The 19,501-nt window shown below is 52.1% G+C and carries 16 protein-coding genes, 2 pseudogenes and 1 other annotated feature; of the genes and pseudogenes, 4 read left to right on the top strand and 14 right to left on the bottom strand.

Features of this window, described 5'->3' with window-relative positions; all coding sequences use genetic code 11:
- Positions 1-13: 13 nt before the first annotated feature.
- Positions 14-2,227 (bottom strand): CHASE2 domain-containing protein, encoded by a 2,214-nt coding sequence (locus tag ACW44H_RS06230; RefSeq protein ID WP_457507780.1) that lies wholly within the window; start codon positions 2,225-2,227, stop codon positions 14-16.
- Positions 2,228-2,685: 458 nt separating this feature from the next.
- On the opposite strand from ACW44H_RS06230, the gene ACW44H_RS06225 reads away from it, so the two are divergent.
- Positions 2,686-2,850, top strand: coding sequence for a magnesium chelatase subunit ChlI family protein (locus ACW44H_RS06225; protein WP_457507778.1), 165 nt, complete (start codon positions 2,686-2,688; stop codon positions 2,848-2,850).
- 109 nt (positions 2,851-2,959) lie between these two features.
- Here the strand turns inward: ACW44H_RS06225 and ACW44H_RS06220 are convergent, their stop codons facing one another.
- Genes ACW44H_RS06220 through napE form a run of 7 tightly spaced genes read right to left on the bottom strand, consistent with a single transcriptional unit; the run spans position 2,960 to position 8,025 of the window.
- Entirely contained in the window at positions 2,960-3,280 is a 321-nt protein-coding gene (locus ACW44H_RS06220; protein ID WP_457507776.1) for a hypothetical protein, read from the bottom strand.
- Between the two features lie 4 nt (positions 3,281-3,284).
- Positions 3,285-3,911 carry a NapC/NirT family cytochrome c gene (locus ACW44H_RS06215; RefSeq protein WP_457507774.1) on the bottom strand — a complete coding sequence of 209 codons (627 nt, stop codon included), beginning with the start codon at positions 3,909-3,911 and terminating at the stop codon, positions 3,285-3,287.
- Positions 3,908-4,381 (bottom strand): nitrate reductase cytochrome c-type subunit, encoded by a 474-nt coding sequence (locus tag ACW44H_RS06210; RefSeq protein WP_457507772.1) that lies wholly within the window; start codon positions 4,379-4,381, stop codon positions 3,908-3,910. Before ACW44H_RS06210 ends, ACW44H_RS06215 begins: the two co-directional genes overlap by 4 nt.
- Positions 4,382-4,439: 58 nt before the next feature.
- The gene (gene napA, locus ACW44H_RS06205) at positions 4,440-6,935 is read right to left on the bottom strand and encodes a nitrate reductase catalytic subunit NapA (protein WP_457507770.1); all 2,496 of its coding nucleotides are present in this window, start codon (positions 6,933-6,935) and stop codon (positions 4,440-4,442) included.
- An 18-nt stretch (positions 6,936-6,953) separates the two neighbouring features.
- Complete coding sequence (locus tag ACW44H_RS06200; protein WP_457507768.1) at positions 6,954-7,277, bottom strand: chaperone NapD; 324 nt, start codon at positions 7,275-7,277, stop codon at positions 6,954-6,956.
- Positions 7,278-7,327: 50 nt separating this feature from the next.
- Complete coding sequence (napF, locus tag ACW44H_RS06195; protein WP_457507766.1) at positions 7,328-7,837, bottom strand: ferredoxin-type protein NapF; 510 nt, start codon at positions 7,835-7,837, stop codon at positions 7,328-7,330.
- An 11-nt stretch (positions 7,838-7,848) separates the two neighbouring features.
- Positions 7,849-8,025: a periplasmic nitrate reductase, NapE protein gene (napE, locus tag ACW44H_RS06190; protein ID WP_444648419.1), complete on the bottom strand. Its 177-nt coding sequence runs from the start codon at positions 8,023-8,025 to the stop codon at positions 7,849-7,851.
- 112 nt (positions 8,026-8,137) lie between these two features.
- On the opposite strand from napE, the gene ACW44H_RS06185 reads away from it, so the two are divergent.
- Positions 8,138-8,674, top strand: a complete 537-nt coding sequence (locus ACW44H_RS06185; protein ID WP_457507763.1) for a DUF4142 domain-containing protein — start codon at positions 8,138-8,140, stop codon at positions 8,672-8,674.
- A gap of 196 nt (positions 8,675-8,870) precedes the next feature.
- Here ACW44H_RS06185 and ACW44H_RS06180 read toward each other — a convergent pair whose 3' ends face one another.
- From ACW44H_RS06180 to ACW44H_RS06170, 3 genes are all read right to left on the bottom strand, one after another.
- Positions 8,871-9,860 (bottom strand): GGDEF domain-containing protein, encoded by a 990-nt coding sequence (locus ACW44H_RS06180; protein WP_457507761.1) that lies wholly within the window; start codon positions 9,858-9,860, stop codon positions 8,871-8,873.
- A gap of 368 nt (positions 9,861-10,228) precedes the next feature.
- Positions 10,229-11,848 carry a methyl-accepting chemotaxis protein gene (locus tag ACW44H_RS06175; RefSeq protein WP_457507759.1) on the bottom strand — a complete coding sequence of 540 codons (1,620 nt, stop codon included), beginning with the start codon at positions 11,846-11,848 and terminating at the stop codon, positions 10,229-10,231.
- A gap of 61 nt (positions 11,849-11,909) precedes the next feature.
- On the bottom strand, positions 11,910-12,314 hold the full coding sequence (locus ACW44H_RS06170) for a hypothetical protein (RefSeq protein WP_457507757.1): 405 nt from the start codon (positions 12,312-12,314) through the stop codon (positions 11,910-11,912).
- Positions 12,315-12,391: 77 nt separating this feature from the next.
- Between ACW44H_RS06170 and ACW44H_RS06165 the strand changes: the two genes are divergently transcribed.
- Positions 12,392-13,608, top strand: a protein-coding gene (locus ACW44H_RS06165; protein WP_457505098.1) for an IS3 family transposase whose coding sequence is annotated in 2 segments (ribosomal slippage) — positions 12,392-12,677 and positions 12,677-13,608 — 1,218 coding nt in all. Because the reading frame shifts where the segments join, the coding sequence is not laid out codon by codon here.
- Positions 12,667-12,783, top strand: a sequence feature (AL1L pseudoknot). It overlaps the preceding gene by 117 nt.
- Positions 13,609-13,644: 36 nt before the next feature.
- On the opposite strand, the gene ACW44H_RS06160 is transcribed toward ACW44H_RS06165, so the two are convergent.
- Complete coding sequence (locus tag ACW44H_RS06160) at positions 13,645-14,769, bottom strand: hypothetical protein (protein WP_457507755.1); 1,125 nt, start codon at positions 14,767-14,769, stop codon at positions 13,645-13,647.
- A 1,339-nt stretch (positions 14,770-16,108) separates the two neighbouring features.
- A pseudogene (locus tag ACW44H_RS06155) lies at positions 16,109-16,621 on the bottom strand (DDE-type integrase/transposase/recombinase); the annotation flags it as partial.
- A 229-nt stretch (positions 16,622-16,850) separates the two neighbouring features.
- On the opposite strand from ACW44H_RS06155, the gene ACW44H_RS06150 reads away from it, so the two are divergent.
- A complete protein-coding gene (locus ACW44H_RS06150) occupies positions 16,851-18,227 on the top strand; it encodes an NCS2 family permease (protein ID WP_457507753.1) in 1,377 nt (458 codons plus the stop codon).
- A gap of 249 nt (positions 18,228-18,476) precedes the next feature.
- Here ACW44H_RS06150 and ACW44H_RS06145 read toward each other — a convergent pair.
- Positions 18,477-19,347: pseudogene (locus tag ACW44H_RS06145) on the bottom strand (IS3 family transposase); the annotation flags it as partial.
- Between the last annotated feature and the right edge of the window lie 154 nt (positions 19,348-19,501).

Here is a 19,501-nt window from a genome sequence, read left to right as displayed (position 1 = left end):
GAGTCGGATGCCGTTATTTCGTCGTGTGTGTCCAGATGCCGTCCCAACCTTCTTGGGGCGGCGCTGACTTGAAATGCTCGATGCGCGCCAGATACATCTGCGTCGGCTGATCTTGCGGATCAAGCGCCCGGAAGGCGCGCTCGGCGGATGCAAAGTCCGCCGCGTGGTAGTGCTCCAGCGCTTGCTCAAATGCGGCATGCCACTGGTACTGCTCCTCTGAAAGTGTTTCCCAACGACCAAGCGGCTCTAAAATCCACAGCGGTATGCTGCGACCCTTAACGCGCACCTTGTCCAGTCGACGATAACACCACTTCGGCGCTTGCTTAGCGGTGGTCTCGCTGACAATTAAGCTCACCCCATACTTTTTGGTCAGCCCCTCCATGCGCGAACCGAGATTCACATTATCGCCCATGACGGTATAGGCCATGCGGAAACTAGAGCCCATGTTACCCACGCTCATGGAACCGGTATTCAACCCCACCCCCATCGTCAGCGCCGGCTTACCTTCGGCGGCAAACTCATTATTGATGCCGTCGAGCGCGTCTAACATGGCAAAGGCGCCTTCAAGAGCGTGATCGGCATGTTGCTCATCGTGCAACGGCGCACCCCAGAACGCCATAATGGCATCGCCCATGTACTTGTCGATGGTGCCATGGTGCTGATGGATAGCACCTGTTAACGGTGTTAACAGACGGTTCATGATTTCGGTAAGCTCTGAGGGCGGGATCGATTCGGAAAATGCAGTAAAACCCCGTATATCAGAAAACAGTACCGTTAGCTCTCGCTCCTCCCCTTCTAAGCCAAAGCTTTCACCGCTTACGACCATATTTTCAACCAATTGGCGCGGGATGTACTGCCCAAAACGCTCGGCCACCCAGCGTTTTTGCTGTGTCTCACGCAGAAAGTTCATTGCTAAGTGCCACAGCATCTGTAGCACCAGCAATACCAATAACCCCGCAATAGGCAACGCGAGTCCCTGATACCACGCCCACAGGTTGCCCCCCACCGCCGTGAAAAGCAGTCCCCCACTTACCACTAGTAATAGCGGCGCATTTAACCGGGGATATAGCAGCACCATAAAAACACCCAAGGCGAGCAGGCTTACTAGCTCAAAGCCCAGCACCCAGGGCGGCTGAGCGTGTATGCGCTGGTGCAACATGCCAGCCAATAGACTCAGATTAATCTCAGGCCCTGGATAGATCCCCCCGACCGGCGTTGAACGTAGATCCATTAGCCCTGGGGCGGATGCGCCTAGGATCAATGTTTTTCCCGCCAGCGCACCCGGATCAAGACGCCCTTTCAAAATATCGGCCGCTGAGAAGTAATCAAAGTGGCCACGCGGACCATACCAGGGCACCAGTGCGGCCCCCCCCGCGTCGACGGGGATCTTGAAGCCACCGACATCCAACGCTTCCAGTTGGGTAACGCCAGCTCCTTCGCCAATGATAGGCTTGATCACTGGTTGCCCCAATAACGCGAGTAGCATCGCCATGGGTAAACTGGGATACAACTCCCCCTCCCAGCGTTGCAGCATGGGGACACGACGAAACACTCCGTCTTCATCCACGCGGGGATTGTCAAAGAAGCCCGCCCCCAATGCATTGTTCTGCAATACGGGCAAGTTTGCGGTATAGCGCTCAGGCTCAGGAAAGGCGAGAGGCTGGGGCTCTGCGACGATAGCAGGCACAGGTAACTGCCCTAGAGCGGGTGGATCACTGGGATGCCGATATGCTTGGAAATAATACCCCAAAACTACCGGGTGGGCTGACAAGGTACTCGCCAATCGTTCATCGCCATCAATTGGTGGGGGTATGTTAGTTAGCTGGGGATAGTCGCGAGTAACATCTTCCCAATACTGCTGCCAAAGCGTGGTCTCTGGCTCGGCAAAAACCACATCAACGCCTAAAAGGCCGGCGTCGTACTCAGTGAACAATATATTCACCAGTTCCGCTACAGTAGCCCGTGGCCATGGCCACTGGCCTATTTCATAGAGGCTGCGCTCATCAATATCAATAATAGCTAATGAAGGATCGGCCTGTTCGATGAGCGTGCCGCGTACCTTCAAGTCATACGCCTGCCACTCCAGGCGCTCCAGAATGGGTAGTGGTACCCAACCCCCTTTTCCTGCCAACAATAAGACTGTAATCAGCACACCGCCAATGAATTGTAGCCAGCGCCAATAGCGACCTAATGTGGAAGGGTGTTGTTTAGAAAGGACTATCGTCACGCCAAGGCCTCGTTACCAGTGTAATGGTAAAGTACCATGCTCGGCGTATTAAAATCCTGAGAGTTGACGACATTTTACTTCAGTGATTAGGGCAAATCACAGGCTAAGCAACTCTGCTTTCATTGTTGTGTTTGAATATACAATAACGCTTCACAAGCAGGCATTTAAGCTTTATTGATATAATGCTGAACTAAACGGAGTGTCTTACACTTCTGCCATCCGTAACTGGTTACAAGTCATAGCCTCCATTGAAAAGGATCCGAAAGCTTTCTATTTGGTGGTTCTTGATTTTCTTCTACACAATGTTTTACCGATTATCACGGAGTACTGATCTAGACGCACTGTCCGAGTTCTCCGCTAACTTAGTAGAAGCGCCACGGTTGTTCCGTGAGCGCAGGCAATGATACTACAAGAAAGGTAAATTGAATGGCCGCTAAAGCCAGTTAAGCGGCAAAGTCTTGGAAGCCGCCTGCGACCTCATTGATGACGAATATGCCTGGTTTGAGGGCGTAATTGAAAAGCTCATACTCTCCGCCCAAGACTATCATCGCATTTTGCGGGTGGCGCTTACACTCGCCGACTTACAGGGTGCACCTAGGCCCACCCATACGCATCTAATTTAAGCCATAGATTACTGCAAACTGGTTCGGATGTAGACCAACAAAGCCAAACGGTCGCTCAGGGGGTACTTCTCTTGCGATGTATGAACGGGCACTGTTAGCCACCACTACTTCATCGGGGCTCCTCTTTATCATCAGCACTTTTATTGCTGGCGTCGCTCACATTACCTTCAATGTCATCTCCTATGGCCTCTTCCTGTTCCATCTGGCCGGGACGAATAGGCTGCTTGGTTTCCTCCAGGTCTTCATCAAAAGTGATGGCGGCATTCTGTTTCGCCGGTTCTTTCGTGTTCATCTTGTCGATCACAGCACTGCCTTGCTGATCAGGATTGAGCTGGTCGTTCGACATAGGCTGATCAGCCGAAATAACGCGCGGCGAAACCGCGAAGAATGTTACGACGAGAACCAGTTTCAACTCATTGCGATAATTCATGATATCAATCCCCAATACGCCCGTGGATGCCGTCCCACCCCTCAATGCCAGCCATGTCAGGAAGCTCGTGAGCAATACCCTTGTGGCAGGTGATACAGGTAGCGTCGCCATCAATCAGCCCGCGCTGATGCGCTTCAGCTGCTCGGGTACTTTGCCGGGTAAAGTCCATGGCTCCCTCGTCGTGACAGTTACGGCACTCCAATGAGTCGTTGGACTCGAAACGTCGCCATTCGCGAGAGGCCATTTCCAGACGGTGGTCGAGGAACTTCTCACGAGTATTGATCGTGCCGAAGATCTTGCCCCAGACCTCCTTCGATGCCTGCATCTTGCGCGCCATCTTGTCGGTCCAGTCATGCGGCACGTGGCAGTCCGAACAGACTGCCCGTACCCCGGAGCGGTTGGTAAAATGGATGGTCGGCTGGATCTCTTCATAGACGTTAGCGCGCATCTCGTGACAGCTGATGCAAAACTTTTCGGTATTGGTCGCTTCCATGGCGGTATTGAACCCACCCCAGAACAGCACGCCACCGATAAATCCCCCAACGGTGAGAAACCCAAGGCTCAAATAGCCGCTGGGCGAATTAAAGATGCGCCAGAACTCACTGAGTAGCTTCTTGATACGTTTGATCATTCCTCAGCCCCCCGCTCTTGCGCTCCGCCCTGCTGACGAAGGATTTCAACAATATCGACAAAATCGTTCTCGACCGCCAGCGGCGCATCCGTCTGTGGTGCGTGGCATTGGCTACAGAAATAGCGTCTAGGCGACAGCTCGGCCAGGAAGTTGCCCTCACGATCCATATAGTGGGTGACACTGACCATAGGCGCTTGGCTTTGAGCTACCTGTTGCCGGCTATGACAGCTCATGCAACGGTTCGCGTTAAGATCAACCTGATAATTGTCGATCTTATGCGGGATGGTGGGCGGCTGCATCGGATAGGCGCGAGCCCTTCTCAAGTCCTTATTCTCGACCTGATAAAGGGGCTCCGGCGTACGCTCCTCCAGCAGCGGTACGTTGCCGCGCAGCGCATCGTGCTCCCCTTCCGCAGCAAAGCTCCCCATGCTGAAGCAAAGCAGTATTAAAGCAATCGTAATGTGGCGCATTGTTCTTCTCCCCCTAAGTCTTCTCCCCCTAAGTCTTCTCCCCCGAAGCCTTCTCTCCCTAAGCCGGCTCAATCCGGCAGGCGCACTTTTTGAAGTCCGTCTGCTTGGAAATGGGGTCGGTGGCGTCCAGCGTTACCTTGTTGATTAACTGGCTGGCATCGAACCACGGCACAAACACAAGGCCACGCGGCATACGGTTGCGCCCCCGCGTCTCAACGCGGCTATTCATCTCGCCCCGCGGGCTAATGATGCGTACCTCACTGCCCCGCCGCACCCCCAACTCGCGTGCATCCTGCGGATGGAGATACACCACCGCCTGGGGGAACGCACGATGCAGCTCGGGTACACGCCGAGTCATCGAACCGGAGTGCCAATGCTCAAGCACCCGTCCGGTAACCAGCCACAGCGGGTACTCGTCATCGGGCGACTCGGCCGGGGGTTCATAGGGCACAGCGTAGACAACAGCCCGGTTATCGGCATGACCGTAGAACTGGAAGTCACGTCCCGCCTCGACATAGGGGTCGTATTCGCCGTTATAGCGCCAGCGAGTCTCCTCGCCATCGACCACCGGCCAGCGCAGCCCGCGCTCCTGGTGATAACGATCGAACGGAGCGAGGTCATGGGCCTTGCCACGGGTGAACTGGGCATACTCCTCGAAGAGCCCCTTCTGCACATAGAAACCGAAGTGCTCCGCCTCTTGGTTGGGGTACTCTTGATCGACGTCGTCGAGACCGAAGGCATCAACGTTGCCATTGCGAAACAGGACGTCGTACATCGATTTACCACGGAAGTCAGGGTTGGCGTCGACCATCTCCTGCGGCCACACTTCCTCGATCTGGAAGCGCTTGGAGAACTCCATCAACTGCCACAGATCGGAGCGGGACTCGCCCGGCGCCTCGACCATCTGGTGCCAGAACTGGGTGCGCCGTTCTGCGTTGCCATAAGCCCCCTCTTTCTCCACCCACATGGCAGTCGGCAGGATCAGATCGGCAAGCTCGGTGGTAACGGTGGGATAAGCGTCCGATACCACGATGAAATTGTCCGGGTTGCGATAGCCGGGATAGGTTTCCTCAACGAGATTAGCCGCTGCCTGGACATTGTTATTGCATTGCACCCAATAGGCGTTGATCACGCCATCTTTGAGTTGACGGTTCTGTAGCACCGCATGGGCGCCGGGCTGCTTCTGGATAGTGCCCGCCGGAACGCGCCAGACCTCCTCGGCGAACTGGCGATGATAGTCGTTGGTCACCACCATATCAGCCGGCAGGCGATGCGAGAACGTGCCCACTTCGCGCGCGGTACCGCAGGCGGAAGGTTGGCCGGTCAGCGAGAAGGGACTATTGCCGGGGGTCGATATCTTGCCGGTGAGCAGATGAATGTTGTAGATCATGTTGTTCGCCCAGACCCCACGAGTGTGCTGGTTGAAGCCCATGGTCCAGAACGACATCACACGCCTTTCGGGGTCAGCGTAGAGCTCGGCTAGCTCGTCAAGCTGACGCTTGGGCACACCGGAGATCTCGGTGACGTAATCAGCATCGTACTGCTGCAGAAATTCCCGGTAACGCTCGAAGTTGATGTCACGCGCGCCGGCAACATCTTCGGCATTTTCCGCCGCCAGCTCCAGGCGATGCTCGGGGCGCAGGCCATACCCGATATCGACATTGCCTTCCATGAAGCGCACGTGTTCGTTGACGAAGTCCCAGTCAACCCGATCATTCTCGATGATGTAGCGGGCGATATAGTTGAGCACCGCCAAGTCGGCCTGGGGCGTGAAGATAATGGGAGTATCAGCCAGCTCAAAGGAGCGATGCTCATAGGTGGAGAGCACCGCCACTTTCACGTGCGGCGCGGAGAGGCGGCGGTCGGTTACCCGGGTCCATAGAATGGGGTGCATCTCCGCCATATTGGAGCCCCATAGTACGAAAGCGTCCGCAGCCTCGATATCGTCGTAGCAGCCCATCGGTTCGTCCATACCGAAGGTACGCATGAAGCCGAATACTGCCGAGGCCATGCAGTGGCGCGCATTGGGGTCGATATTGTTGGAGCGAAATCCCGCCTTCATTAACTTGTTGGCCGCGTAGCCTTCCCATACCGTCCACTGACCCGAGCCGAACATGCCCACCGCCTCAGGGCCTTTGTCGCGAATCGTCGCCTTGAACTTGTCGGCCATCACGTCGAATGCCTCGTCCCAGCTCACTGGGGTGAACTCGCCGTTCTTGTCGTACTGGCCGTTGGTCTTGCGCAGCAACGGCTGGGTTAGGCGGTCCTCGCCGTACATAATCTTCGACAGGAAGTAGCCCTTGATGCAGTTGACGCCCCGATTGACAGGCGAGTTGATGTCAGCGTGGGTAGCCACCACTTGGTTGTCGCGGGTCGCCACATTGACACCACACCCCACGCCACAAAAACGGCAGGGCGCCTTTGCCCACTTCAACTGGGTCTGGCTGGCATCGGTGATGATATTCTGCGCCTGGCCGGGCAGACTGATACCCGCGGCGGCGGCGGCCGTGCCGGCTGCGGAACTCTTGATGAAACTACGTCGCGTCAGCTTCATGGCTTCTCCCCCTGTCCTTTATGTGGCTTCCATTATTTGGACGGTCGGTATATCGCTGGCTGGTTCACCAGCGTCGATCTCTTGCTCCAATTCCTGCGCGCTCTCCACATGGTGGTAGACCAAGCTAACCGAAAGTACTCCCTTCTCGCTCTGCAACCAGTCGATAAACTCTAGGATTTCCTGCTGTCCGGGCGTCTCAAGCACCAGTATCATTTTGCCGCACGGGTCGGTGGCGTGGATTTCCGCTTGGTCGAAAGCTAAGCAGCGCTCGCTTATCGTCTCTATCCGCTCTGGTTGTAGCTGCACCAGCAGGCTGGAGATATGTATATTGTTATCATTCATAATCCATCCTTGCGTACTGGGTTGTGTGCTTGGCTTACTTGTCAGTCTTATTAGATTTGTTGTCTCACCGTTACGGCCTGGGTAGGACAGTTCTCGACGCAAGCTCCGCAGCCGGTGCAAGCATCCGTTCCCACCGTGGGTTCGGGTACCCGGTGCATATTAAAATGAAAGCGAATCGCCTCTGCCTCGCAGCTCTCCCCGCAGTTACGGCAGTAGACACCTTGTAGGGCCAAGCACCCGTCGCCGATCTTAGCGACGTAATCCCAGGGAGGTTCTTGGTTGGCATCAAGGAAAGCGCCTTCGACGCAGATTTGCTCGCAGGCACCGCAGAAAGTGCATTCGCCTCGGTTGAAATCAACTTCGGGATAGCCGCCATCACCACGTACGATGATGCCGGTTTCACAGGCTCGCACGCAGTCATCACATTGGGTGCAACGCGCCGTGAAGTGCGACTCGTGCTGGGACCAGGGTGGGCGCAGCGGGGCATGACGCCCACGGTAGCCAAATAGCAAAGCTCGCCGCGAATGATCAACCGATACCTGCTTGGATGGATTCGCCATGGCTCCTCCTGTCATCCTGGCGGCCCCGGTGGACCGGTAAATATCTGGTAGGCCCATACGAGAAAGCCATACCCGGATACCACCAGCACCGCCAGGATCGGAAACAGGATACCCGCCAGGAACAGGAAGACGGCTAGCTCGCGTCTTTTCTCTTTCTTATCGTTAGTGCTTTCCATAAATAGACTCACCCCAACGCGACTCCTTGTACTACCTTAGGAATCATCGGCGCAGCTGGCAAATCTGTTTTTCATCGATGCGCCAAACTTAATTTTTGCCAAATTTGACGAAAGGAGACTTGAAATGAGAAAGACTTTTAAGAGGGGTGCTTGGTCCTTGCTGTGTATGCTGGTGTTCTCGGGGGCTACGCTAGCCACCACAGAAGATGATTCCGCAGCTCTCCTAACCCGACTCAGCGAATTTCACCAGCATCAGCAGGAACTGAATTCACTGACTGAACAACAAGCCGAGTCCGCAGAGATTAGCGAGTTAGCGGAATCAATCGCCGTGGATCACCACCTTCTCGACGAGTGGTTACAGGAGGCCGGGCACGATGAGCGGCAGCGTGGTGACGACGCGGCGTATAGCAACGATGAACAACAGCAGGCCTACGAAGCTCTACAGTCTCAGGACGGCGCCGAGTTCGATCGCCAGTTTCTTGATTATCAAATGAATGTCCATCGTCAGGCATTGGATTTACTGCAGGAAATACCCCCTGAAAGTCTTGAGGACGCCGAGCGAGCAAACCATCTCAAGGTCACTTATGAAGCCTTGCGTAAGCACCTTGGGATGCTTCAGAACCATCGCCAGGAAGACGTCGGGTTATCCGAGAGCGAATGACGTAGTCAGACTCGTCTGCATGGCGGTAGCGGCTTAGCTTGGCTGGATGAAAAAGGACCGGATTGTTACTAGATTCATACTAATCTTACGTGAATGGTCGCCGTCCAGGATAAGCTTATCCAGAGCAGACACAGTATCGTAGTATTCGAACGTTTTATTTTTATATATCCCTCTACCTGTTCGTTTATTAGTAAATTTAGGGAGCTTCTAAATGACTATTTAATGGGTGCTGACTTCCAGAAGTTTCCATCGGGCTGGTGATGCAGTCACGCCCGTTACGTTTAGCTTGATAGAGCGCGTCGTCAGCAGCCTTAAGAAGCGATGTAAAACATGTTGAATCAGCAATTTCTCGACTAGCAAGGCCCATACTGAGGGTAACCAGCCCAGACCCTGTCGCAGGGTGGGTGATAGCACTTATACGCATTCTATTTTTGATTCTCTGCGCCAGCTGCTGAGCTATTGACAGTGGAGCATCCAGTATCAGAACCAGGAATTCGTCACCGCCTAGCCTTATAGGGTAGCTCTCGCTCATTTTGATACTGCCTCGAATCACCCCTGCCACCTGCTGTAAACACTGATCTCCTTGCAAGTGCCCCAAGGTATCGTTGTAGGGTTTGAACTGATCAATATCGATCATTAATGCTGTTACCTGAAGACGTGGCTCCTTACTCAACAAAAATTTTCGCAAGCTTTCTAAGGCTCGGCGATTACCTAAATCCGTAAGCTGGTCGGTTTCCGCCCTGACTAAGGCATTCTGGTATTCTTGTTTTAAAGTAGTAGTAATATTCTTTGCCAGAGTAATATCGACACCGATACCAAGAAGGCCAACATCTGGAATCCATGTTTCCGTCATCAACAGCCAACGACCATCCCATGCGTCGATTTCAAACTGGCGGTAGGTTTGCGTACGACGCTTAGCTAACACCGTCTGAATCCACAGTTCAATATCATCTGTATCAGCAATCAGTCCCTGCCCCCTAGCGTAGTTGTCACGCACGATATCTGGCCAGGTTGGGAGCGTCCCCCACTTGTAGCAAATTAAGTTGTAATAGCAGGTATTTGCATAAAGTAAGCGGTCTTGGTCATCGAACAGAGAGATGGCTGCACCACTATAATCAAACAGACGAGCCGTCGCCGGCAAAATAATATCCAGTAGTCCTGAACTATCACTCGACGAAGACGCCATGATAACTGTTCCTGCTGCTGTGCTGTCAGCCTGCGAAACTGCCAGCTATATTTTCGGTAGGTTAAAGGTAGCATTTTGCAATTATACTTAACAAATGTTAGTAACAATACCGAGAAACACATAGGAGATAGCGTGCAAACTCCTTTCTAGGAAGCCAATCACTAGAATAGGAAGCGGGGATATGTGAGTCCTTTTGGTAGGAAATTCACGAGCAGAAACATTTCATGTGCGTGGCAAGTCATACCCCCCATGCGAGTATTACTTTAGCTACATCACAAAGCAGAGGCTGGGACCTACATAAATCATCGTAAAAGGTTCAGTCAAAGAAAGGGTTTGCTTGGACAAGATACAAACCCCTTCGTGACGTTTTAAACTACGCTTGGGGCAGCTAGGCTTTTCGGAGAACTCTGGTAGTGATAACCGTCAACTTCCTTTGAGAGTTCTTTCGAAGATGATGAATGCGACAGGTTACTCTCACCACGAGCCAAACGAAATGCAGATACAACCTGAGAGAGCATTTCTGCTTGGCCACTGAGGCTTGCGGCAGCGGCAGCAGATTCTTGTACCAAAGCTGAGTTTTGCTGGGTCATGTCGTCCAACTCAGCAACCGAAACATTGATAGAGGCTAGCCCAGATGATTGCTCACTTGTCGCAGCACTAATCTCTCCAATAATGTCGGTAACTTGCTGTACACCTTTTACAATTTCATCCATTGCTTCACCAGCGTCTTCTACCAGCTTGGTTCCACTGGCTACTTTTTCACTCGATGTACCGATGAGTGTTTTAATTTGATTGGCTGCTTCTGCACTTCGGCGAGCCAGTAGCTGGACCTCACTTGCGACGACTGCAAAGCCTCGTCCTTGCTCACCGGCTCGGGCAGCTTCTACCGATGCATTAAGCGCGAGGATATTGGTTTGAAAGGCAATGGAATCGATGACACCGATAATTTCAGTGATCTTTTTAGATGATTGTTCAATCTCGCTCATGTTGACAACTACCTGCTCTACAATATCACCTCCCCGAGCTGCGGCATTAGCAGCAGATGAGGCTAACTGATCTGCATGACGAGCTGAATCGGCAGTTTGCCCTACCGTTACGGTCAATTCTTCCGTAGCGGCTGCGGTTCGCTGAAGATGACCAGCGGTCGTGTCGGTGCGGGAGCTTAGGTCATGATTTCCTGAAGCGATTTCAGATGAGGCTAAGCTAATTGACTCAGTTGACTCCCGTATCTGTCCAATCATGTCACGCAGGGTCAGAACCATTTGCTGCACGCTCATGTTCAACGAATCTTTTGCGCTATTGCTAACAGTAAACTCAGTTCTTAGATCGCCTGCAGAAACTCGCTTCATTGCCTTACGCAGGTTTTCAGGTTCGTCGCCTAGCTCACGCCAGACAGCATTGACTACAAAATAGGAGGACACGCCAAGCACAGTAAGTACAGCCAAGCCAGTCAGCAAATTGACTAAAAGCGAAGTTGTAACACCGTGGTTGGCTCTTTCCTGGCGGTCAAGCGTAGACTGCAGGGCATTGGCCATCTCCATATCTACTAGCTCAGTCAGACTGGCTTGAGAAGCTTGCATTTGCGTTATTTGATTGCCAAGTTCGCCTACTCCCAGCATGGCACGGGTAGCCCCAAGTGCAGCTGACTGATAAGTGTCATAAGTCGTTTCTAACTCGGCGGCAATGCTTTCCTTACCGGGAATCTCAGCAATATTCTGAATACGACTAAAGACCCGCTCATTTAGAGCTTCGACACTATCTAGGGCATCAATGTCGCCTTCCGCTGCGGCTGCTTGTATTTGATTACGAAAAGCCTCTAATTCTCTGTCAATTTGGTTAATTTCAAGCATGTAGGGGTTATCGATATCCCTAAGGCGCTCGATGGCCGAAGAAGTATTGCTACCCACAAAATAGTTAAAACTAATACCCACCAGCAAAATAACTGCAGCACTGAGGGGCAACATCCAAATCTTTGTACGTATTTTCACGGCAAATCCCGCGTCACTAAATGAATAAAAATCGGCCCAAACGTGGGCCGATTAATAGCGATCAATTCAGTTCAAGAAGAACTTTCACTGAGTCGTCTAGCGCTGACTTTTCGATATAGCCGATTGCATTGGGATTTTCCGCGACCGCACTACGCACCGCATTCGAATCATTCAATTGCTTAGGCGCTTGAGCCTGACCGGAAAAGACGATTCGCGCCCAAGTGGATTTCACTTGAGAAACGTTGCGTCCCGCCGCTTGGTCATAGAAAGAAGCGTAAAGGTCGCTTCCCTCAGGTAAATCGTAAAGGGTTCCGCTACTGGTTTTACCCAAGTAAATGTCTGCCACTTGGTTCTTGGTCAACGTTTCCGCCGAAGGATGCCCGATCACTACCAAATCAGCAGCAAAGCTGAAACTGGAGAAAGACAAAAGAAGCATGGCGAACAATAAGGTTCTACTAGTTTTCATGTCAGCTCCTTTTAGAATATGAAGTCGTGAACCGCCCCGGCTTTACCGGAGACTCCATATCTTGAGAGGATGGAGTTATGAACTCACCAAAACGATATTCCCCAGAAGTCCGGGAGCGAGCTGTTCGATTAGTCCTTGAACAGCAAGGCGAATACCCGTCCAAGTGGGCGGCGATCTGCTCCATTGCCAGCAAGTTTGGCTGTACACCAGAGACCTTAAGAGCCTGGTGCAAACGCTCAGAACTCACGCAGGAAGATAGCTCGGCTAACCTGCCTGAAAATGAACGACTCAAGCAGCTAGAGCGTGAAAATACCGAATTGAAGCGTGCCAATGAAATTCTCCGTAAGGCGGCTGCTTTTTTCGCCCAGGCGGAGCTCGACCGCAAACCCAATTGATGGTGTCATTTATCGACGAGCATCGTGCTCAGTTCGGGGTCGAGTCGATTTGTAGCCAACTGCCAATCGCCCCATCGACGTATTACCACCACAAGGCACTTGAAGCTGATCCTGAACGGCGGGCAGACCGGTATCGGCAGGATGAGTTTCTTACCGCTGAGATTCAGCGAGTGTGGGAAGATAACTTCTGCGTCTACGGTGCCCGTAAGGTCTGGCGGCAACTCCGCCGTGAAGGCGTTAATGTTGCTCGTTGCACTGTAGAGCGGCTCATGCGCCGCCTGGGAATTCGCGGCGTGGTGCGAGGCCAACGCCCCTTCACGACCATCAGTGATCCCGGCCAGAAACGGGCACCTGATTTAGTGAAACGTGACTTTACGGCCATGCGTCCAAATCAGCTTTGGGTGGCCGATTTTACCTATGTCGCTACCTGGTCTGGCTTCGTTTACGTTGCGTTCGTTATCGATGTTTATGCACGCTGTATCGTGGGTTGGCGTGTAGCGACGTCGATGAGAACAGCACTGGTGCTGGACGCTCTAGAGCAAGCTCTGTGGGCACGAAAACACAGACAAGGGTTGATCCACCATAGTGATAGGGGAAGCCAATATCTCTCGATCCGCTACACCGAGCGTATGGCTGACGAGGGTATCAATGCCTCAGTCGGCACCACCGGCGACTCCTACGACAATGCGCTGGCAGAGACCATCATCGGCTTGTTCAAAACGGAGGTGATCCATCATCGTGGCCCATGGAGGGGACTAGATGCCGTTGAGTATGCCACGCTGGAATGGGTTGATTGGTTCAATAATCGCCGACTGCTGGAGCCTATCGGAAACGTTCCACCAGCAGAACGAGAAAGGACGTATTATCGTCAATTGGAGGAGTCGGGTGAAGCTGCCTGACTCAAACAAACCGGTCTCCGGAATAACCGGGGCGGTTCAGTCGAGGGCGATGCTATAGACTTGCGTGGTTGGCTCGCGGCCTTGACGGCTCGGATCAGAAATAAACTGATCACCCACGCCGCCACTTACTTCTTCGATCTGAGCTTTTAATGCCAGGTTGGTGACAACATCCCAGCGCGCACCAATAGCGGTTGTTTTACGGCTATCCATGGAGCTGCCCTGAGCGACATAGCCATTACCTTCAGGCGTGAATTTTGAATACGTCACATAGGGCATGACATCGCCAAAACGATACCCGGCAGTCAAGTAGAATGCCTCACTGTCCAACGTGCCATCCTGAGCACCTTCGGCATCCCAAAGACGCCAAATATATTCTGACATGGCGAGAACGGTGCCGTTATCGTATTGCAGGCCAGCGCTATAGAAGTTGTCGTCGCCACTCTGAATGGCGCGACCGCCGCTAACAATTTCAACGTCCTTCATGTACGTGTAGCCGACGCGGCCCGTCCAATCGCCCTGCTGTAGCGATACATTTGCAGAATAGAGGCTGTCGCTTTTTTCATCGGTTTCAAACAAGTTGTTGCCAACAGCGAAATACTTTTTATTGCCCGTGGCCTCACCGCCTGATAGCTGGACGGTGGCGTTGTAGTCGCCCAATGCGAAGCGCGAAACGCTCTGCAATCCATCAAAGGAGGTGTTCAAGAAATTGCCATAGACTTCGACAGGTGAGCGTAGCCAGTGCTGGGCATAGCCAACTTGACGGAAATCAGAGAGTAAAAATGTCGGAACTAGCATGCGACCGGCGCGAAAGCTCGTACCGTCAAGCACGTCGGCTTGCAGAAATAGCCATTCGATATCGGGAGAAGAGTCGCCATCACGACGGCTGATGTAGCCCTGCGCCACTGCCGAGAAGGTTTCGTTGAAGGTAGTGTTTGCTTGCAGACCTAAGCGGCTATCAACACCCCAATCACCGTTGGATTCGGTTGCACCTTTGTGCTGTCGCAGGCTGCTACGGTATTCAGCATCATTGGTATCGGTGGTGACATAACCGAGCGTACCGAAACCACTGACCCTGACATCGGGTGCAGCCATAACGTAGGCACTACATACCGCCAAGGAAGCGGTGGTCAAAGGTACAATGAGGGCTTTCTGAAGCTTCATTCTTCTTTCCTATACAAGACGACGTATTCGAACGACCGTTTGGTCAAATTCTGGTGCAAAGTTTGTATCGGCACTTGTACATAAAGCTTAAGGGTGTGTAGGAAAAAATATTTCATCATTCTCAGCGTGTATTGAGATTCGTCGTTTTTTCCCCGGAAACTAACATTACGAACTTGGTGAGGTTTACAACCAACTATGGTTGACGGGGAGCCTACTATGAGAATGACACGCTATACCGAACGGTAGGTCAATGGCGCTATTAAGGCTCATGATGAAGATGCCAACATGGGCGACCTGTGGATATCTCCAGGTATTCTAGACGATAGCGCTAGCAATTTTTCACATTCTCTAATTGTTTCGATATCACCTCGTCATTGAAGGTCGTCCTGCTCTATTTAAGATAGAAATTTATGAAACCGCGTCGCTTTGTACAGCTCTGCCTCGTCTAAAGGCTACGAAGTGCTCAAGGCATTCAGCTCCACTTGCATAGAAGCCCTTTAGGCTACCCTTGACGCAGTCCCGGTCACCTTTGTTTGATACCCTCCTCTAGTTGGAGATGATTGATTGGTTCCAGCCAGTTTATGCAGCTATCACATGGTTTTCTATGGATGCCACGACGCACTTATATAAATTCCACTGCTAATTCAGCGCGTTACTACAGTGGCACTTCCCGCTCCGTAAGGACATTCTCACGTTTTTCGCCTGGTTCATGGATAACTAAGGCATTTATGTTCTTTCAGTGCACTTTGTATGGATTCCGTGACGCAGTTATCCATATCTCTATTATATTTCAGTAACTTACGTAGGGATTTTTTGTGCATATTAGAGCGGGGGATGCCATGTATGAGACAGTAGCTCCCAGTAAACATGGGAGAATAAAGTTCTTTGAATATTCTATGGATGCTATGACGCAGCTACCCTGATACGTCATAAATTACAATAGGTTAAGCGCGTAGTTACTCTTATAGTTTGCTGAGAGAGAAGCAATTAACTCCCCTTCTACGGAGTAACCACGCCGTTTTCAGTGATCGTTCCGCCCAGTGGTTCCGTCATTTCTATAGAATCAAGGACGCGCTGTTCTCGATCGCGAGGTCTCAGCCAGGTTCTATGGACTCCGACGCAATTTGTATGGATTCTACGGCGCACCAACGGCTTATCCACAGAAATAAAGCAAAAGATTAGGGTGATTCGAGTGCAAAAACTGCGTTTTCTATGGATTGTATGACGCACTTTTACAGCGTGTTGTGGTTTCTATGGATTGTATGACGCACTTTTATAGCGTGTTGTGGCGGATAGCGCTGGCGGCTTCGAAGAGACTGGATGAATCGACCCGGATATTCTAGACACCCGTTATGCCCTTAAAGTAACGCCTTTCATACTCAACCGTGACAAGTTATCACTAGTGCCGTGTCGGCGCTTTGGGTTGTAAAGCATTTCGACATAATTGAACACGTCGCGTCTAGCCGCTTACCGTGTCGAATTAATCTTTCACTTAATCCGCTCTCGCTTGAGGAGTTGAAAGAGACTTTCAGCAACCTCGTTTCCATGGCTGTTACCACGTCAGGTCATGCTGCCCACACAGTGGTTAGCTTTCAGATAGCTTTGCCAGTCTCCGCTACTGAGCTGGCCTTCCTGATCCAAATGCACCATCCAGTTCCTTGTAGCTTTCGACGCCAAATTGCTGACAATAAAGCAACCAAAACCAATTCTATGGTCTTGCGTGGTTTTATCGACCAGCTACGACCTGAGGAGAAAATAGGTTGATGACCATCGATAAATAGAACCAGCTTTCGTACGCCTGGGAGTAGCCAGGACGCCGTCGATAGTCAGTCTGAGAGTGTAAACCTTCCATTGGAATAACTGCAGTTCGCTTCTCACTCAACCTCAATTCATGGTACCCATCGTCTACCCTCATCTCGATCGCTTATTTCAAGGACGAAAGAGCTCGTCAAAAACCAGTCTGTCCTGCCTTGACCGACTATGGTTGCCTGAATAGACTTGACCGAATGGTCAGAAAATTTTGAAGACCGTTAAATTCCAATAACAACACCTCCAACCACAAATACAACAAGGTATTGGGTATGCATGAAACGACTGCTCACTCTTCCGAGGCACACACCTCGGATGCTGCCGATGCGGCGCGCCGTACGCCATTTCTGGATCACTTTTTCAATGTATCCAAACGCGGTTCTTCTATAAAAACAGAAGTCCTCGCTGGTATTGCTACCTTCCTTGCTGGCATGTACATCATCGTCGTCAACCCAGCCGTACTCAGCGATGCCGGCATTCCCTTCTCTGCCGCGCTCTCAGCCACTGTTCTGATCAGCTTCTTGGGCAGTTTGGCCATGGCGCTTTACGCCCGCAACCCCATAATGGTGGCGCCGGGCATGGGTATGAACGCGTTGTTTACCTATACCTTAGTGCTGGGCGCAGGCATCAGTTGGGAAGTAGCACTTGGCTGCGTGTTCTGGTCCGGGGTAATCTTTGCGGTGCTGGCGCTGTTCAATGTGCGCAAGGCCGTGATCGAGGCAATTCCGCTGTCGCTGCGTTATGCGATCACCTGCGGAATAGGGCTGTTCATCACCTTCATCGGATTGCAAAATGCCGGCTTCATTGTGGGAAGCGATGCCACTGTGGTCTCGCTTGGCACTATGAATGCTCACCTGGCCACATTCTTTCTGGGCCTGATTGCCACGGCAGTATTCGTGATAATGCGCTTTAACGGTGCACTGGTCATGGGCATTGCGCTGACCACACTGGCCGCCGCACCCATGGGACGACTGTGGGGAGACGAAGTCTTGGTGGCTTGGACAGGCCTTGCCGCATGGCCAGATTTCAGCGCGGTCATGAAAGTGGACATTATGGGGGCGCTGAAAGTCGGCTACTTGCCGTTCATCTTCGTGATGCTGTTCACCAACTTCTTTGACGCCATGTCGTGCTTTATGGCGTTGGCCGAAACTGCCGATCTCAAGGATGAAGAAGGCAACCCCCGCAATCTCAAGCGATCAATGACAGTAGACGCCTTTTCCTCGATGATTGCCGCTCCGCTTGGCACGAGTGCGGCGCAGACATTCATTGAGTCCGGCGCGGGGGTGGCCCAGGGTGGGCGCACCGGGTTGGTGGCTTTGGTAATTGCGCTGTTGTTTCTGCCGTTCTTGTTTCTCTCGCCACTGCTTTCTTTGGTGCCAAATATTGCAACCGCACCAGCGCTGGTCATGGTGGGACTGTTCATGATGGCACCCATCAGCAAGATAGAATGGGAGCACTTTGATCAGGCGTTCCCCGCTTTTCTGGCGATCACTCTGATGCCGCTGACCTACTCAATTACGCTGGGAATTGCCTTTGGCTTTATCAGCTTTGTGTTGATTAAGCTGCTCACCGGGCGCTTTGTCGAGATCAAGCCAGCCATGTGGATAACTGCCTCGTTATCGGTGGTCATGCTGCTAACCGCGCAGTAACCCTCACCCGTCAGCGAAATGCCACCTGCTCTAGAGCCCACGGCATTTCGTTGGGGAAGGGTTATTTGATCACCCAGCTTCTAGGGCCTGTTGACGTTTCACATGGGCAGCCATAAAAAACACAAGCTAAGCCACCATGCTTTCGTAGTTTCGCTTGAGTTTGTCTTAACGCGCCGCTATGGCGCGATATGGCTTCGACTTAGAAAGGTATCCTCCATAAGATGACGATAGCGATATAACCCTCTATCTAAACTGCCATTTACTATCCGAATGCACCATCACAGTTCTTTGCGGCTTGCGTCGCCAAACTGCTGGCAGTAAAGCATCCAGCACCAATTCCGTGGTCATACGTGGCTTCATCGACCATCCAACAACCTGACGAGAAAATAGATCGATGACCACCGATAAAGAGAGCCAACCCTCGTATGTCCGAATGTAGTTAATGTCCGTCACCCAAGCAACATTGGGCACTGTTACTTCAAACTGACGGTCTAAATGGTTGTGTGATACAACAGCCGGTTTTCCACCGCCATAGCAGCCAAGGCGTCGTCGATAGGCCGTCTGAGAGCGTAAACCTTCCCTACGCATCAGGCGGGCCACTCGGTGCTTACCGCAGGCTTCGCCAGCCTCACGCAAATCCTGATAGACCTTGCGATAGCCATATACATCGCCACTTTCCAGCCACGCATGCTTGATCAATCCCAAGAGACGCTGATCATCCCGTTCTCGATTAGACAGTGCTTTTTTGCACCATGCATAGTAGCCGCTAGGGTGCACGGTCATCATGCGGCACAAGCGCCGTACCGGATATTGGCTCGCATGCTTTTGCATAAACGCGTACCTCAGTCGGACTTTCTGGCGAAGTACGCGGTGGCTTGTTTAATATATCTCGCTCTTCTGACACGCGTTTTAATTCAGCCTTTAAACGACGGTTTTCAGCTTGAAGATCATCATCTTCTTGCCGTTGTTCTGCCGGCTTATCGTAGCGCTTGATCCAGTGGTACAAGCTGTGGCCTGACACGCCTAAACGCTCAGCGACCTCGGCCACGCGATGGCCACGCTCTACCACCTGTTTAACAGCTTCGATTTTGAATTCTTCAGTGTAACGGGGGCGGCTCATGGATCCTCCTAGATACCTTTAGTATAAGGCCTGGAGGTGTCTACGAAACCTGGGGCGATTCAACCATCTGAAAAAACATGAGCTTTGATTCTTATCAAAAGGTAAGTAGCGTCTTTTCTAATGTCAGCGCTGCAAGCAAAGCGCCTGACGCTTA

It is taken from the genome of Vreelandella sulfidaeris Esulfide1, from assembly GCF_054072535.1.
Note: the sequence above shows the minus strand (reverse complement) of the source record. Positions and strands in the feature narration are given on the sequence as shown.

Coding starts and splice junctions, on each gene's coding strand:
- ACW44H_RS06220 (WP_457507776.1), bottom strand. CDS start 3,280: ATGAATTATCGCAATGAGTTGAAACTGGTTCTCGTCGTAACATTCTTC.
- ACW44H_RS06215 (WP_457507774.1), bottom strand. CDS start 3,911: ATGATCAAACGTATCAAGAAGCTACTCAGTGAGTTCTGGCGCATCTTT.
- ACW44H_RS06210 (WP_457507772.1), bottom strand. CDS start 4,381: ATGCGCCACATTACGATTGCTTTAATACTGCTTTGCTTCAGCATGGGG.
- napA (WP_457507770.1), bottom strand. CDS start 6,935: ATGAAGCTGACGCGACGTAGTTTCATCAAGAGTTCCGCAGCCGGCACG.
- ACW44H_RS06200 (WP_457507768.1), bottom strand. CDS start 7,277: ATGAATGATAACAATATACATATCTCCAGCCTGCTGGTGCAGCTACAA.
- napF (WP_457507766.1), bottom strand. CDS start 7,837: ATGGCGAATCCATCCAAGCAGGTATCGGTTGATCATTCGCGGCGAGCT.
- ACW44H_RS06185 (WP_457507763.1), top strand. CDS start 8,138: ATGAGAAAGACTTTTAAGAGGGGTGCTTGGTCCTTGCTGTGTATGCTG.
- ACW44H_RS06180 (WP_457507761.1), bottom strand. CDS start 9,860: ATGGCGTCTTCGTCGAGTGATAGTTCAGGACTACTGGATATTATTTTG.
- ACW44H_RS06170 (WP_457507757.1), bottom strand. CDS start 12,314: ATGAAAACTAGTAGAACCTTATTGTTCGCCATGCTTCTTTTGTCTTTC.
- ACW44H_RS06160 (WP_457507755.1), bottom strand. CDS start 14,769: ATGAAGCTTCAGAAAGCCCTCATTGTACCTTTGACCACCGCTTCCTTG.
- ACW44H_RS06150 (WP_457507753.1), top strand. CDS start 16,851: ATGCATGAAACGACTGCTCACTCTTCCGAGGCACACACCTCGGATGCT.